The sequence below is a fragment of the Streptomyces sp. S07_1.15 genome (genome assembly GCF_020739505.1).
GTDB classification, from domain to species: domain Bacteria; phylum Actinomycetota; class Actinomycetes; order Streptomycetales; family Streptomycetaceae; genus Streptomyces; species Streptomyces xinghaiensis.
In genome coordinates, this window is sequence record NZ_JAJBZK010000001.1 from 3,235,689 (window position 1) to 3,251,578 (window position 15,890).

Annotated in this window: 10 protein-coding genes; 3 read left to right on the forward strand and 7 right to left on the reverse strand. The window is 73.4% G+C overall.

What is annotated here, in order from left to right; all coding sequences use genetic code 11:
• Positions 1 to 64: 64 nt before the first annotated feature.
• Both LIX60_RS13845 and LIX60_RS13850 read right to left on the reverse strand, forming a co-directional pair.
• Complete coding sequence (locus LIX60_RS13845) at positions 65 to 1,015, reverse strand: LacI family DNA-binding transcriptional regulator (RefSeq protein WP_227958675.1); 951 nt, start codon at positions 1,013 to 1,015, stop codon at positions 65 to 67.
• Positions 1,016 to 3,496, reverse strand: coding sequence for a glycoside hydrolase family 2 protein (locus LIX60_RS13850; RefSeq protein WP_227958676.1), 2,481 nt, complete (start codon positions 3,494 to 3,496; stop codon positions 1,016 to 1,018).
• 178 nt (positions 3,497 to 3,674) lie between these two features.
• On the opposite strand from LIX60_RS13850, the gene LIX60_RS13855 reads away from it, so the two are divergent.
• Positions 3,675 to 5,894: an alpha-galactosidase gene (locus LIX60_RS13855; RefSeq protein ID WP_227958677.1), complete on the forward strand. Its 2,220-nt coding sequence runs from the start codon at positions 3,675 to 3,677 to the stop codon at positions 5,892 to 5,894.
• Between the two features lie 111 nt (positions 5,895 to 6,005).
• Here the strand turns inward: LIX60_RS13855 and LIX60_RS13860 are convergent, their stop codons facing one another.
• The 4 genes from LIX60_RS13860 to LIX60_RS13880 all read right to left on the reverse strand — a co-directional run bounded on the left by LIX60_RS13860 (position 6,006) and on the right by LIX60_RS13880 (position 11,812).
• Positions 6,006 to 7,007 (reverse strand): ABC transporter ATP-binding protein, encoded by a 1,002-nt coding sequence (locus tag LIX60_RS13860; RefSeq protein WP_227958678.1) that lies wholly within the window; start codon positions 7,005 to 7,007, stop codon positions 6,006 to 6,008.
• The gene (locus LIX60_RS31945) at positions 7,004 to 9,052 is read right to left on the reverse strand and encodes a dipeptide/oligopeptide/nickel ABC transporter permease/ATP-binding protein (protein ID WP_374117852.1); all 2,049 of its coding nucleotides are present in this window, start codon (positions 9,050 to 9,052) and stop codon (positions 7,004 to 7,006) included. The genes LIX60_RS13860 and LIX60_RS31945 overlap by 4 nt, the downstream gene beginning before the upstream one ends.
• Before the next feature lie 17 nt (positions 9,053 to 9,069).
• Positions 9,070 to 10,059 carry an ABC transporter permease gene (locus tag LIX60_RS13875; protein WP_227958679.1) on the reverse strand — a complete coding sequence of 330 codons (990 nt, stop codon included), beginning with the start codon at positions 10,057 to 10,059 and terminating at the stop codon, positions 9,070 to 9,072.
• A 73-nt stretch (positions 10,060 to 10,132) separates the two neighbouring features.
• Positions 10,133 to 11,812, reverse strand: a complete 1,680-nt coding sequence (locus LIX60_RS13880) for an ABC transporter substrate-binding protein (protein ID WP_227958680.1) — start codon at positions 11,810 to 11,812, stop codon at positions 10,133 to 10,135.
• Positions 11,813 to 12,198: 386 nt separating this feature from the next.
• On the opposite strand from LIX60_RS13880, the gene LIX60_RS13885 reads away from it, so the two are divergent.
• A complete protein-coding gene (locus tag LIX60_RS13885) occupies positions 12,199 to 13,506 on the forward strand; it encodes an ROK family transcriptional regulator (RefSeq protein ID WP_227958681.1) in 1,308 nt (435 codons plus the stop codon).
• A 214-nt stretch (positions 13,507 to 13,720) separates the two neighbouring features.
• On the opposite strand, the gene LIX60_RS13890 is transcribed toward LIX60_RS13885, so the two are convergent.
• A complete protein-coding gene (locus LIX60_RS13890) occupies positions 13,721 to 14,383 on the reverse strand; it encodes a sigma-70 family RNA polymerase sigma factor (RefSeq protein WP_227958682.1) in 663 nt (220 codons plus the stop codon).
• Between the two features lie 184 nt (positions 14,384 to 14,567).
• On the opposite strand from LIX60_RS13890, the gene LIX60_RS13895 reads away from it, so the two are divergent.
• Positions 14,568 to 15,857 carry a MerR family transcriptional regulator gene (locus tag LIX60_RS13895; protein WP_227958683.1) on the forward strand — a complete coding sequence of 430 codons (1,290 nt, stop codon included), beginning with the start codon at positions 14,568 to 14,570 and terminating at the stop codon, positions 15,855 to 15,857.
• Positions 15,858 to 15,890: the final 33 nt, after the last annotated feature.

Sequence of the window (15,890 nt, forward strand, 5' to 3'; positions counted from 1 at the left end):
GTGAGGGGGGCACAGCGGGCGGATGACGGCGGCGCGCCGCCGGCCGCACGCCCCGCCGGACGGCTCAGGCGCCGGTGGTACCGGCGGCTCCGGCGACACCCGCTGCGCCCTCGGCGCCGGCGGCCTCCTCGGCGCCGGCCGCGCAGGGAGCGGTGCTCCCGCGCTCCACATAGCGGGCGGTGGGCAGCGAGCGCTCCGCGACCGGGCGTCCGTCGACGAGTTCGAGCACGGACCGGGCCACCAGGACGCCGTACTGGTGCACGTCCAGGCTCATGGTGGTGAGCGGCGGGGAGGCCAGCCGGCACAGGGTGGAGTCGTCCCAGGCGATGAGGGAGAGCCGCTCCGGCACGACGAAGCCGAGCTCCTTGGCGGTGGCCAGCCCGGCGACCGCCATCACGTCGTTGTCGTAGAGGATCGCGGTGGGCGGCCGGTCCGCGCCCAGCAGCCGGGCGGTCAGCCGCTCCCCCGCCTCGGCGGAGTAGTCGCCCTCGACGATCACCGGGGGTTCCAGGCCGGCCGCGCGGCAGCCGTCCTCCAGGGCGGCGGTCCGCGCCCGGGTGTGCAGCAGCTCCGCCGGGCCGCTCACCCGTGCGATGCGCCGGTGGCCCAGTTCCAGCAGCCGCGCCAGCGCCTCCCGTACGGGCCCGGCGTCGTCGGTGCGGACGGCGGGCGCGGCCGGGTCCTCCTCCCAGGTGCCGACGAGCACGGCGGGCAGGCCGAGTTCGCGCAGGCGGGCGGGCCGCCGGTCGCCGGCGGTGAGGTTGACGACCGCGACGGCGTCCACCAGCCGCCGTTCGGCCCACCGCCGGTAGGCGGCCAGTTCGGCGTCCTGGGCGGGGACGACGTGGAGGAGCAGGGACATGCCGCGTTCGGCCAGGCTCTCCTCGATGCCCGCGATGAACTCCATGAAGAAGGGTTCGACGCCGAGCAGCCGGGCGGGGCGGGCGAGGACCAGCCCGACCGCGCCCGTTCCTGTCAGCTCACGTCCCGTCGGCTCACGCTCCGCTCCGGCCACTCAGGAAGACACCGCCGGTGCGTGGAGGGCGTTGGCGCTGCGCAGCACCAGCGGGCCGGTCAGCCGCTCCGGGTCCAGCCGTGCGGCGGTGCGGACGGTGAAGGAGTGCGTCTCGCCCGCGGGGATCGGCACCAGCATGTCGTCCACCTCGGCGTCGGGCGCGAGCCGGTCGGCGAGCACGGCCACGTCGCGCGCGAAGGAGGCGGCGGTGACGTCGATCCGGTAGCCGCCGGTCACGGCGACGGCCTTGGCCGTCAACGGTGCCGGGTCGTAGGCCAGGTCGACGTCTTCCCGGAAGAGGTGAACGGCGCGCGCGTCGTCGCACGTCAGCACGAGTACCTCCTGGGCGGGATCGGCGGGCGCGAGCAGGGACTCGGCCAGGGCGTACGGAACGGCCGACCGGGGCTTCACGTCCAGCTCGATGGTAGCCGTGCCCAGGACGGTGCCGTCGAACGCCTGCCGCTCCGCCCGCACCGGGCCCGTCCAGGGTTCCGCCGTGTCGTTCACCGCGACGAGCACGGTGGCCCCGTCGCGCGGCTGGAGGGTGAGCAGCCGGGGCGCGTAGGCGTGCTTCAGGGCGTACCAGAGCGGCTTGGGGCGCTCGCCGCCGTCGACGGCGGCCCAGGAGGTGACCGGCCAGCAGTCGTTGAGCTGCCAGACGACACTGCCGGCGGTCCGGGGCCACCAGGAGCGGAAGTGCTCGACGCCGAAGGCGACCGCGCGGGCCTGGTTGAGCTGGGTGGTCCAGTGCCAGTCCTCGAAGGTCGCGGGCGCGGGGAGGTGCGGGGCGAAGCCGCGGTCGAGCTTGCCGTTGCCGTCCTCGGCCTTCTGGTGGAGCAGGAAGGAGGGCGAGGTGGGCGTCAGGGGCTCGTCGTGCACCCAGTCGGTGAGGGTGGCCCAGGTGGGAGGCCCCTGGAAGCCGAACTCGGAGCAGAAGCGGGGGATGTGGTCGCGGTAGGTGGTGTAGTCGCGTTCGTTCCACACCCTCCACTCGTGGCGGGTGCCGTGGTTCTCGTCGTTGGGGTGGGTCTCGTCGAGCGGGATGCCGGGGTTGTAGGGGCTGTTGGCCGCGTAGAAGCGGGTCGGGTCGAGCTCGGCGACGATCGACGGCAGCAGCTCGGTGTAGTAGCGCAGACCCCAGGTGCGGCCCCGCAGCTGCTCGGGCCAGCCCCAGTCGCGGTAGCCCCACATGTTCTCGTTGGCGCCGTTCCAGAGGGCGAGCGAGGCGTGCGAGGAGAGCCGGGCGACGTTCTCGCGGGCCTCGGCCCCGACCTCGCTCCACAGCGGCTCCTCCTCGGGGTAGGAGGCGCAGGCGAAGGGGAAGTCCTGCCAGACGAGGACGCCGCGTTCGTCGCAGACGTCGTAGAAGTCCTCGGTCTCGTAGATGCCGCCGCCCCAGACCCGCAGCAGGTTCATGTGCGCGCCGAGGGCCTGTTCGACCCGGCGGGTGATGCGCTCGCGGGTGACGCGGGTGAGGAAGTGGTCGTCGGGGATCCAGTTGGCGCCCTTGGCGAAGACGGGCGTGCCGTTGACGGTGAGGGTGAAGGGGGTGCCGGTCTCGTCGGGGGTGGTGTCGACGGTGATGGTGCGGAAGCCGACGCGGCGGCGGGCGGAGTCGAGGGCCGGGCCGCCCTCGCCCGCACGGAGCTCGGCGCCCAGGTCGTACAGCGGCTGGTCACCGTAGCCGGCGGGCCACCACAGGCGGACGCCGGGGACGTCCAGGATGAGCACCGCGGAGGTCTCCCCGGCGGGGACGGTGACGTCGCCCTCGCGGCCGGCGACAGTGGCGGTCAGCCGCAGCTCGCGGGGGGCGGCCGGGTCGGCGTGCTCGATGTCCGCGTGGAGTTCGACGCGGCCGGTGCCGTCCGCGCCGGCGGTGACCAGGGGACGCAGCCGGTGGATGCGCGCGGTGGTCCAGCGCTCCAGGCGGACCGGCTTCCAGATGCCCGCGGTCTGCAGGTCCGGTCCCCAGTCCCAGCCGAAGCTGCAGGCCATCTTGCGGACCATGTTGAAGGGGTGCGGATAGACGTGGTCGCGCCGGCCGAGCCGCTGTTCGATCTCCTCGGCGTGCTCCAGGGCGGAGCGGAAGGTGACCACCAGGTCGTTGGCGCCCTCACGGAGGGCCTCGCGGACATCGAAGCGGTAGGAGCGGTGCATATTGGCGGTGCGGCCCAGCACCCGGCCGTTCAGCTCGATGGTGGCGACGGTGTCCAGCCCGTCGAAGGCGAGGTCGACGCGCTCGCCGGGGCGCGCCGCCTCCGCCTCGAAGGTGGTCGCGTAGCGCCAGTCGGTGCGGTGCGCCCAGACCAGCTCCTCCTCGGTGCGGTCGAGGTAGGGGTCGGGGATCAGGCCCGCGGCCAGCAGGTCGAGATGAGCGCTGCCGGGCACCCGGGCGGGGACGGTCCGGCCCGCCACGTCCGCGGGCACCGGCCCGGCGGCCGCCGTCAACTGCCATCCCACGTGCAGGGTCTGACGGATCATCCTCGATCACTCCAAGGTCGGCTCCGCGGGGCGCGGCGGGCGCCCGCGGAGGTGCAGGGATTCGGCCGGTGCGTCCTCTTGTGCGGTCCGGGGACCGTCCTGGATTCTTACGCCACTGAATTAAGTAAGTCAACAGCGTTGCGATCGTTCCCCCGGCGACCGACAGCAAGGGACCCACATGACCGCCGTACCACCCCCCGAACAGCACGGACAGCACGGACAGCACGGACAGCCCGGCTCCGGCCTCACCCACCTTCGCGCGGCCGGGGTGAGCCTCGTCCTCGACCTCTCCGGCTCCACCCTCCCCCGGGTGCTGCACTGGGGCCCCTGCCTCGGCGAACCGACCGGCCCGCAGCTCGACGCGCTGCGGCTCGCCCGGCGCTGCCAGCCCATCGGCTTCTCCGTCGACGGGCCGGTGGAGGTCGCCGTGCTGCCCGAGCAGTCGGCCGGCTGGCTGGGCACCCCGGGGCTCTCCGGCCACCGCGGCGGCAGGGACTTCTCCGCCGCCTTCCGGGTCGAGCGGGCCCGCCTCACGCCCGGCGCGGACGCGCCGGAGGGCGGCGGGGGCGGACGGCTCACCGTGCGGGCCGCCGACGGCACCGCGGGGCTCGGGCTGGACCTCACCATCGAGCTGACCCCCTCGGGGCTGGTGCGCCAGCGCGCCACCGTGACCAACCAGGGCTCCACCCCCTACACCGTCGACGCCGTCAACCTCACGCTGCCCGTGCCCGCCGAGGCGGTCGAACTGCTCGACTTCACCGGCCGCCATCTGCGCGAGCGCAGCCCGCAGCGCACCGCCTTCACCCAGGGCCTGCGGATGCGCGAGAACCGCACCGGCCGCACCGGCTACGACTCCGCGTATCTGCTGGTCGCCGGAAGCGCCGGCTTCGGCAACCGCTCGGGCGAGGTCTGGGGCGTCCACACCGCCTGGTCCGGCAACCACCGCACCTTCGCCGAACGCACCTTCCACGCCGTGTCGCTCCTGGGCTCCGGCGAGCTGCTGCTGCCGGGCGAGGTGGTGCTCGCACCGGGGGAGTCGTACACGAGTCCGTGGCAGTACGGCTCCCACGGCACCGGGCTGGACGAGCTGTCCGCCCGCTTCCACCGTCATCTGCGCGCCCGCGCGCACCACCCCTCCGCCCCGCGCCCCGTGGTGGTCAACACCTGGGAAGCCGTCTACTTCGACCACGACCTGACCCGGCTGCGCGAGCTGGCCGACGCGGCGGCCGCCGTGGGCGCCGAGCGCTTCGTCCTCGACGACGGCTGGTTCGGCTCCCGCCGCGACGACCGGCGGGGCCTGGGCGACTGGTACGTCTCCGACGAGGTCTGGCCGGACGGGCTGGGCCCGCTGACGGACCATGTGACCGGCCTCGGCATGGAGTTCGGGCTCTGGGTGGAGCCGGAGATGATCAACGAGGACTCCGAGCTGGCCCGCGCCCACCCCGACTGGATCATGGCCACCGGCGGCCGGCTCCCCGGCGCCGCCCGCTCCCAGCAGGTGCTCGACCTGGCCCGGCCCGAGGCGTACGCGTACATCCTTCAGCGGCTGGACGAGCTGCTGGCCGGCTACCCCATCGGCTACCTCAAGTGGGACCACAACCGCGATCTGGTCGAGGCCGGCCACCGGCCCACCGGGCGCGCCGGGGTGCACGGCCAGACCCTCGCCGTCCACCGGCTCCTCGACGAGCTGCGCCGCCGCCACCCGGACGTGGAGATCGAGTCCTGCTCCTCCGGCGGCGCCCGCGTGGACCTCGGCATCCTGGAGCGCACCGACCGGGTGTGGGTCTCGGACTGCATCGACGCCCTGGAGCGGCAGCGGATCCAGCGGTGGACCAACGCGCTGATCCCGCTGGAGCTGATGGGCACCCATGTCGGCTCGGGCACCGCGCACACCACCGACCGCCGCCACCCGCTCGACTTCCGCGCCGGGACGGCCCTCTTCGGCCACTTCGGCATCGAGTGGGACCTGACGCGGGCGGACCCGGCGGACGTCGAACGGCTGGCCGAGTGGGTCGCGCTCTACAAGGAGCTGCGCCCCCTGCTGCACTCGGGCACCGCCGTGCACGCCGACCTCCCGGATCCCTCCCACGAGCTGCACGGCGTGGTCGCAAGGGACGGCTCCGAGGCCGTCTACGCCCTGGTGGCCACCGCCACCTCGGCGAACTACCCGACGGGCGCGGTACGGCTGCCCGGGCTGGACCCGGACGCCGTCTACCGGGTGCGCCCGCTGCCCCCCGGTGACGTACCGGACGGCAACGCGCACCGGTGGGGCGTCGAACTGCCGTGGTGGACCCCGGAGGGTGTCGAGCTGCCCGGGCGCGTGCTCGCGGCGGCGGGGCTGCAGGCTCCGGTGCTGTTCCCGGAGCGGCTGGTGCTGCTGCGCGCGGTGCGCGTGTGAGACCGCGTCCGCACCACCGACGCCGGGCCACTCGGATGGGCCGCACGATCCGCCGGACGGTTCCCAGCCGCGCTGTCCCGGGGCGCCGGTGCCGGCCGGGGGCCCGGTCCCTTACCGGGACTGGGCGGCCACCGTCCCCTTCACCTCCTCCGCGTACAGCCAGCACTTGGCGAGGTGGCCCTCCCCGACCGTGTGGTCGGGCACCGGGCGGGAGCAGATGTCCATCGCCTGCGGGCAGCGGTCGCGGAAGGTGCAGCCGGAGTCGGTGGTGGGCAGGCTCCCGGCCCCGGCCGGCTCCACGCCCGTCCCGGCGAGGAGTTCGGCACGGCCGCGTCCGGACTCCGGGTCGGGGGCGGCCGAGGCCAGCAGCCGGGTGTACGGGTGCTTGGAGCGGAGGATGACGTCGTCCGCCGCGCCGCGTTCCACGACCCGGCCCCGGTACATCACCAGGATCTCGTCGGAGAAGTGCCGTGCGGTGGCGAGGTCGTGGGTGATGTAGAGGACGGCCAGCCGGTCCTCGCGCTGGAGCCGGGCGAGCAGGTTGAGCACGCCCAGCCGGATGGAGACGTCCAGCATGGAGACGGGCTCGTCGGCGATGACGACCTGGGCGCCGGGCGCCAGCGCGCGGGCGATGGCGACCCGCTGCCGCTGCCCGCCGGAGAGCTCGTGCGGACGGCGCTGGGCGACGGAGGCCCCCGGCGTCAGATTGACCCGCTCCAGCAACTGTTCGACCTGCTGCCGGAGTTCGTCCTTCCCCTTCGCCCGGCCGTGCAGCTTCAGCGGGCGGACGAGGTGGTGCTCGATGGTGTGGAAGGGGTTCAGCGAGGCGAACGGGTCCTGGAAGACCATCTGGACATGGTGGCGGTACGAGCGGTCGTCCACCCGGCTGCCGTCCGGCCCCTCGGCCTCGATCGTGCCCGCGGTCGGTTTCTCCAGCCGGGCGATCATGCGGGCCACCGTGGACTTGCCCGATCCGGACTCCCCGACGAGCGCGACGGTGCGGCCGGGCACGAGGGTGAAGGAGACGTGGTCCACCGCGCGCAGCCGGGAGTGGCGGAAGCCGGAGCGGACGGAGAAGTCCTTGACCAGGTCGCGTACCTCCAGGGTGGTCATCGGGGGGCCCTCTCGTTCGGGTGCTGCTGCTTTTCGGGCGGTTCTTCGGGCGGTCCGGCTTCAGCGGACGGGGCGGGGACGTCCGCCGCGGGCAGGTCCGTCCCGGCGCCTTCCGGTGCGGATGTCTCCGTCGCGGCGGTGTGGTCGCGGGCGCTGGACTCCCCGGTGCGGATGAACGATCCGCGTTCGCCCGTGAGGCTGGGGAAGGAGTCGAGGAGCTCGCGGGTGTAGGGGTGGCGCGGGTGGTCCTTGATCTCCCCGGCGGCCGCGTACTCGACGACCTCGCCCTCCCGCATCACGGCGATGCGGTCGCTCAGTTCCAGCAGCAGCGGCAGGTCGTGGGTGATGAAGACGACGGCGAAGCCGAGTTCGTCGCGGAACCGCAGGATCTCCCGGAGGATGCCGCGCTGGACCACCACGTCGAGCGCGGTGGTCGGCTCGTCCATGATCATCACTTGCGGGTCCAGCAGCAGCGCCATGGCGATCATGACCCGCTGGCGCATCCCGCCGGAGAGCTCGTGCGGATACGAGTCCAGCCGGCGCGGGTCGACCCCGACGAGGCGGAGCACCTCCGCGCACCGCCCGGCGCGCTCGGCCCTCGTCATCTCCGGGCGGTGCGTGGTGAGGACGTCGTCGAGCTGGGCGTGGACGGAGATGACGGGGTTGAGGGCGTTCATCGCGCCCTGGAACACCATCGACAGCTTCGACCAGCGGAAGGTGCGCAGCTCCTCCCGCTCCAGGGCGAGGACGTCGAGGTCACCGCCGTCGCGGTCGTGGAAGACCACCGAGCCGGAGGTGACCTCGGCGGGCGGCAGATGGAGCCGGTTGACGGCGTAGGCCAGGGTGGTCTTGCCGCAGCCCGATTCGCCGGCGAGACCCAGGATCTCGCCGCGGCCCAGGGTCAGCGAGACGTCCTTGACGGCGTGGACGGGGGTCTCGGCGTCGTAGACGACGTTGAGGTTCCGGACGGTGAGGACGGGGTCCCGGTGACCGGTGTCCCCGGCCGGCGCGGCGGTCGCCGGGGCTTCCGTACCGGCCGGGACGGCCGGGGTCCCGGACGGCGGTGTCCGCCGTGAACTCCGTACCGCGCCGGCCTTCTTCCGGGGGATGTTCCGCAGCTTGGGGTTGATGATCTCGTCGATGCTGAAGTTGATCAGCGAGAGCCCGCAGCCGAAGGCCGCGATGATCAGACCGGGCGGTACGAACCACCACCAGGCCTCCCGCTGGAGCGCGAAGCCGTTCTGCGCGTAGTAGAGCATCGTGCCGAGCGTCGAGGAGTTGGAGGCACCGAGGCCCAGGAAGGACAGGCCCGCCTCGCTGAGGATGGCCAGGATCACCGCGAAGACGAACTGCGAGGCCAGCAGCGGCAGCAGATTCGGCAGGATCTCCACGGAGACCACCCGCCAGGGCTTCTCCCCCGCCACCCGCGCCGCGGCGACGTAGTCCCGGTTGCGCAGGGAGAGGGTCTGGGCGCGCAGCACCCGCGAGGAGGCCGCCCAGCCGGTGATCGCCAGGACGATCGCGATGGTCCACCAGCCGCGCTGCGCCGCCGGGACGAAGCCGGCGATGACGATGACCAGCGGCAGGCCGGGGATGACGAGCATGACGTTGGAGATCAGCGAGAAGCCCTCGTCCACCGCGCCGCCGAGGTAGCCGCCGATGATCCCGAAGAAGGCGGAGAGCAGGGTCGCCATGACGCCGACCAGCAGGCCGATCTGGAGCGATCCGCGGGTGGCGTGGGCCAGTTGGGCGAAGACGTCCTGGCCGGTCTGGGTGGTGCCGAGGAGGAAGCCGTCGCCCGGCGGGGCCATCCCGGAGTTGCGGACGGTGTCCGGGTCGCCCACCAGGAGCGGGCCGATCAGGCCGAAGAGGGCGATGGCGGCCACCAGGCCGAGGCCGACGCCGAGCTTGGGCGACCACCTCGGCACCAGGGAGTGCCAGCCGCTCCTCGCCCGCGTGGAGGGGGCGGTGCCGCCGGGGCCTTGCGCCGGGTCCGGCGCGCCGGATTCGGCCGTCTCGGTGAGGGCCGGGCTGAGATTCGTCACGGTGTCGGCTCCTCGGCTCAAGCGCCGGCTCGGGTGCGGGGGTCGATGAGTCCGTACAGCAGGTCGACGACGAGGTTGGCGCCCAGCACCGCCACCGTGATCACCAGGAAGATCCCCTGCATCAGGGCGTAGTCGTTGTTCTGCACGGCCTGCAGCAGCTTTCCGCCGATGCCCGGGTACGAGAACACCTGCTCGGTGATGATCGATCCGGCGACCACGAAGCCGAGGGAGATCGCGAAGCCGGCGACCGACGGCAGGACGGCGTTGCGCGCCGCGTAGTGCGTCATGATGCGGCGGTCGCGCAGGCCCTTGGCCCGGGCGGTGAGGACGTAGTCCTCGTCCACGGTGGAGACCATCATGTTGCGCATCCCCAGCAGCCAGCCGCCGACCGAGGAGATGACGATGGTCAGCGCCGGAAGTGTGCCGTGGTAGATCGCGGACCCGATGAACTCCGGGCTCCAGCCCGGGTCGAGGATCACGTCGTAGCCGCCGAGCAGCGGGAACCACCGCAGGGCCGAGCCGAACACGGCGACCAGGATGAGCGCCAGCCAGAAGTACGGCACCGCCGCGAGGACGGTGGTGGCGGGCACCAGCGAGTCCAGCCAGGTGCCGCGCTTCCAGCCGACGAGCATGCCGAGCGTGACGCCGATGAGGAAGGACAGCAGAGTCGCGATCCCCACCAGGACGATCGTCCAGGGCAGTGACTGCCGGATGACCTCGGCGGCGGGCGTCGGGTAGACGCTGACCGAGATCCCCAGGTCCCCCCGGAAGAGGTTGGCCAGATACGACAGGTACTGATCCACCAGGGGTTCCTGCGTCCTGGTGCCGAGGAGGAGCTCGTAGGACCGGCGGACCGACGGGTCCACGGAGCCGCCGCGCTGGGCGAGCCTCGCCATCAGGGTGTCCACCGGATTGCCCGGCATCAGCCTCGGGATGAAGAAGTTCAGCGTCAGCGCGGCCCACAGGGCGACCACATAGAACCCCAGCTTCCGGATGTAGTACCTCAACGGTTGCCGCCCATCACCATGGCTCCTCCTCGAAACCGCTCGCTGATCCCGCCCGGCCCGGTCCGCTCGGCTGCTACTCGGCGGGCTTGAGGTTCATGAAGATCTGCGAGTGGTCGGGGCGGCTCCACACCGCCGGGAAGGCGTACATGTCGTCCTCGGTGGGCCAGCCGGTGAACTTCTCGGCGTTGTACTCGCTGGTGGTGCCGCCGGTCAGCACGGGGATGTACGGCATGCCCTTCTCGATGGCCGTCTGGATGGTGTCGAACCGCTTCTGGCGCTCCGCGGTGTCCTCGCGGCTGATCTCCTTGAGCTCGTCGAGCGCCTGGTCGACGGTCTCGTCCGTCCACCGGGAGAAGTTCGGGTTGGCGGCCTCGCCGACCTTCGCCGTGGTCGCGGAGGAGAAGAAGTAGTTGTAGAGGTAGTACGGGTCGGGCGCCGGGCCCTGGTAGAGCGAATCGATCAACAGCTCGAACTCACCCTGGCCGCGGGCGTCGGACCACTCGTTCCAGGACAACTGCTGCGCGGTGACCTTGATGCCGGCCTTCTTGAGCTGCTGTCCCATCGTGTCGACGGCGGTGATGTAGTCGGTCCAGCCGGTGACGACCTTGACGGTCATCTCCAGCGGCTCGCCGTCCTTCGCGTAGATCCCCTCGCCGTTCTTCCGGTAGCCGGCATCCTCCAGGACCTCGGCCGCCTGAGCGGTGTCCGGCTCCATCGGCGCGAGTTGCTGCTCCAGGTCGTCGGAGATGAGGGCCTTGTCGCGCTCGGGGAGGGCGAAGCCGGGGGATATGGGGAAGGAGGTGCCCTGGAAGGCGAGCTTGTTGATCTGCGTGCGGTCCAGGGCGTGGTAGATCGCCTTGCGGACGGCCGGATCGGTCTGCGGGCCCTTGCAGCCCTTGTCCGTGGCCGCGCAGGTCATCAGCACGGTCTGGTTCATCGGGACCGTGATCGCCTTGTAGCCGGGGTAGTTCTTCTCCACGTTCTGTATGTCGGGCACCGGGCCGGTCTGCCAGTCGATCTTCCCGGCGGCGAGGGCGTCGGCGCCCGCCTGGTTGCCGGAGAGGGAGAGGTAGCGGATCTTCTTGACGGCCGGCTCGCCGTCCCAGTAGCCGGCGTTGGCCTTCAGGGTGAACGCCTGGGCCTTGAAGGAGTCCAGCGCGAACGGGCCGGTGCCGACCGGCTTCTTCATGACGTCCTTGGACGGGTCCTCGATCTCGCCCCAGATGTGCTCGGGGACGATCCAGATGCGGCCGAGCACCTGCGGGCCCTCCATGAAGGACGGCTTGTCGAAGGTGACCTTGACATGGGTGTCGTCGACGGCCTCGGCCTTGCCCCGGTAGCCGGTGCCGTTCATGGTCGGGTGCTTGGTGATCATGTCGAGCGTGAAGACGACGTCGTCGGCCGTGAACTTCTCACCGTCGCTCCACGTCACGTCGTCACGGAGGGAGACGGACAGTTCGGTGCCGTCCTCGTTCCAGGAGTACTCGGTGCCGAGCCTGGGCGCGGGCTCCTCGTCCTTGGTGAGGTTGTAGAAGAAGAGCGGCTCGAAGATCGTGCCGGGCCCTTCCAGCACGGACGGCGAGTACGGGTTGAAGTTCGCCTGGTAGTCGCCGGACTGGCCGGTGTAGACGACCAGCGTCTCGTCGGACGCGCCGGAGCCGCCACCCCCGGAGCACCCGGCCAGCAGCGCGGCCGCCGCCACCGCGCCGACCGCTGCCGTGCGTGCGCGCCGGCGGTTTGCCTGCAGGAACATAGTCGGTCCTCTCACTCGCTGGCCGGCACGCCGATGGGCCCGGTGCGCCCGCCCCGTCGGGGGCGTCTGTCGTTGTGTCGAGATTGTTAAGACGCCGAATAAAGAAAGTCAATACCCCGGCGATCGCGGGATGCGGCGGCTCCCGCGCCACCCGGCCGCTCCCGTGACCACGCGACGGCCACACCGTCATCCCGCAGCACGCACGGACCCCGGAGGCGGCGGACGGGCTCCGGCTCCGCCCAACCCGCGCCTCCGCGCAGGCCCCGCCCCCACCCCACGGCGGGGACTTCGTCAAGCGGCTAAACTAAGCAGGCCCGCGCGGTGCGATCCGCTGTGGAGGGCATCGATAGCGTGAGCGCGCACAGCGAGCGCGGGCGGAGGATTCAGTGAGCGGACCCAGCGGACCGGCGCAGGCCACACCCCATACGAGCAGCAGATCCGCCGTACTCGACGTGATCCGGGCCGCGGGCACCATCAGCCGGGTCGGGCTCGTCCGGGCCACCGGCTTCACCGGGGCCACGATCTCCACCGTCGTCCGCCGTCTCATCGACGACGGGCTGGTGGTGGAAACCGGCCGCGCCGAGTCCACCGGGGGCAAGCCGCGGGTGCTCCTCCAGCTCAACCAGTCCTCGCGGTACGCGGTCGGCGTCCACCTCGACCAGGCCGGCATCACCTACGTCCTGACGAACCTCGGCGGCTCGGTCGTCGCCCGCATGTCCCGCGCCGGGGTCGGCGCCGAGGACCCGCCCGTGGTCGTCGAACGGATGGCCCGGGAGGTCGACGCGCTGATCGACGGCGTCGGCGTCGAACGCGGACGGGTACTGGGCCTCGGCCTCGTCTCCCCCGGCCCGCTCACCCCCACCAGCGGGATGCGGCTCACCCCGCCCGCCATGCGGCCCTGGGAGGACTACCCCCTCGACCGCGCCCTGGAGAAGGCCACCGGGCTGCCCGTCGTCCTCGACAACGACGCCACCGCGGCGGCGCTCGGCGAACACTGGTCCGGAGTCGTCGGCGGCACCTCCACCTTCGCCGCCCTCTACATGGGCACCGGCATCGGCGCCGGGCTGCTCATCAACGGCCTCGCCTACCGCGGCGCCAGCGGCAACGCCGGCGAGATCGGCCATATCTGCCTCGACGTGGAGGGGCCGGAGTGCTGGTGCGGGGCGCGCGGCTGCACGGAGGTGATGGCCGGGCCGGCCTCCGTCGTCGCCGCCGCCCGGGCGGACGCCCATCTCGCCCGGGTCACCGGGCTGACCGGCGAGAACGGCGCGCGGGGCGCCCGGCCGTCGGTGGTCGCGGAGTTCGCGGCGGTCGCGCGGGCCGCGCGCGGCGGTGAGCCGGCGGCCCGGGCGCTGCTGGAGCGGTCGGCGCGCTATCTGGCGGTGGCGGCCCGCACCCTGGCCAATGTGATGGACCTCGAACTGCTGGTGCTCACCGGGCCGAGCCTGGCGATCGCGGGCGCCACGTATCTCCCGGTCGTCCAGGAGGAGCTGGACCGCTCCTTCTTCTCGCGTGCCACCCATTCCGTCGCCGTACGGCTGTCCACCTCGGCGGCCACGGCCCCGGCCATCGGGGCGGCGACCATGGTGCTGCAGACCGAACTGGTGCCCCTGCGGCAGGGGTTGCGCCTCCCGGACAACCTCTCCGACGCGGAGCCGGGACGGGCCCGGGCGGCGGGGGCGGCCGGGGCGTAGGGGCCCGGGCGGCCGGGGCGCAGCGGGCCGGGCTCCCGCGGGCAGCGGGCCGGGCCCCTGCGGGCGGCGGGCCGGGCCCCTGCGGGTGAGCGGCGTCCACGTGCACCGTTCGTGCAGCGTTTACCGGCCGGCGCGCGCACCGGCGTCCCGCGGCGGGCGTGTCCGGCGCGCGGCGTCCGGCGGCGGGCCGGCTCGTACGCATGTGCGCCCGGCGTCAGGCCGCCTCCTCCGTCTCCTCCGTGCCGAGGAGCTCCGGGCCGAGGGCGTCGCGCAGACGGAGCAGGCCGCGGCGGACATGGCTCTTCACGGTGCCGAGCGGCAGCCCGGTGCGGACCGCTACCTGGGCCTGGGTGAGGTCGTCGTAGAACGCCAGGCGCAGCACCAGGCGCTGCGCGGCCGGGAGCCGTTCCAGTTCGTGGTGGACCAGCACGCGATCGATCACCGCTTCCGGGCGGGCCGCGGCCTCGGGGAAACCGGACCGGACCGTGCCCGCGGCCGCCGCCAGTTCCGCACGCCGCGTACGGTGCGCCAGCGCGTCGGCGATCTTGAACCGGGTGATGCCCGTCAGCCAGCCCGGCAGGGAACCGCGCTCCGGCCGGTAGCCCGCGCGGCCCCGCCAGGCCGCGATGAAGACCTGCTGCGTGACGTCCTCGGCCTCGCGGTCGTCCCCCAGGGCCCGCCGGGCGAGCGTGTGCACCAGGGCTCCCCAGCGGTGGTGGGCGGCGGCCAGGCAGTGCTCGTCCCCGGCGGCGAGACCGGCGGCCACCTCCTCGTCGGACAGCTGCTCCGGACGACGGAGTCCGTCCCGGGTACGGGGGTCCGGTGTGCCGTGCGGCGGCGCGGGGACGCTCCGCGGGGCGGTGTGCTGTGCGGTCATGACGAGCTGCTCCTCCTGCCGGTTCGGAGCCGGCCGGTGCGACGGGCGGCCCCGTGTCCGCCGGAGGCCGGGTGGCGGACACGGGGCACCGCCGGACGCCTCGGCGGCGCCGCGGCCCGGCCAGCATCGGAAGAGAACACGGAAGCGGGCAACTCGCATCGTTTGTGCAACGTATGGTGTTGCCATGAGCGCATCGGAACGCCGGGGACCGGCGGCTGCCGGGACCGGCATGACGGATACGGCGCCGGATCCGGGCACGGTGGCCGGGGCGGGCGCGGCCCCTGCGGACTCGGCGGACTCGGCGGATCCGGCGGACTCGGCTGACTCCGTGCGGGCGACCACGGGTGCGGTGGCGCGCCGGCTCGGGGTCTCCCCCGCCACCCTGCGCTCCTGGGACCGCCGTTACGGCATCGGGCCGGAGGTCCGGCGGGACGGCCGGCACCGCCGGTGGGCGCCGCGCGACATCGCGGTGCTGGAGGAGATGTGCCGGCTCACCGCCTCGGGCATCCCTCCGGCCGAGGCGGCCCGCGCCGCCCGCGCCGCCGGCCGTCCCCTCACGGGCGCACCGGAGGACTCCCCCGCCGCACCACGCGCCACGTCACCCGGCGCGTCCTCCGGGGCGTCACCCGGCGGGCCGTCCGGGGAACCGTCCGGCGCGCCGTCCCCCGCCGCGGGTCACGCTCCCGCCGCGCCGCCGCCCACGGCACCGGCCGCCGCGACCGCCGGTGCGTCCCCCGTACCGGCCCTGCCGGCCCCGCGCGGTGCCGCCCGGCAGCCCGGTTCCGGCAACGGGCTGCCGCTCGGTGACGTACGGCAGGAGTGCCGCGGTCTCGCGCGCGCCGCCGTGCGCCTGGACGCGGCGGCCGTGGAGCACCTGCTGGCGTCCGCCGTCGGACAACACGGCCTGGTCACGGCCTGGGAGGAGGTGATGGTGCCGACCCTGCGCGCGGCGGGCCGCAAGTGGGAGACGGCCGGGGACCGTTATGTCGAGGTGGAGCACCTGCTGTCCTGGCACATCTCCTCGGCGCTGCGCCGGGTGCCGTCCGCCCCGCCCGGGCCGCCCGGAGCACCCGGGGCTCCGCCCGTGCTGCTGGCCTGCGTCCCGGACGAGCAGCACGCTCTCCCGCTGGAGGCACTGGCTGCCGCTCTGGCCGAACAGGGTTTCCCCGTGCGGATGTTCGGTGCGGCGCTGCCGGTGGAGGCACTGGACGCGGCGGTGCGGCGCACCGGTCCGGCGGCCGTCGTCCTGTGGTCGCAGAGCCGTTCGACCGCCAACCGCCCGCTGGCACGGCACGTCGCCGCCAGCGAGTGGGGGGTGAAGGGCGCGCGGACCCATCCGGCGGTGCTGCTCGCCGGTCCGGGCTGGGCGGGGTCGTCCGTCCCGGGGACGCTGCGGCCGCTCGGGCTGCGGGAGGCGCTGGAGGCGCTCGGCCGCCTGTGCCGCACGGTGCCGGCAGGGCCGGCGGTGCCGTAGCGGAGGGCCGCGGCCGCCTCGGTCCGGGCGCCA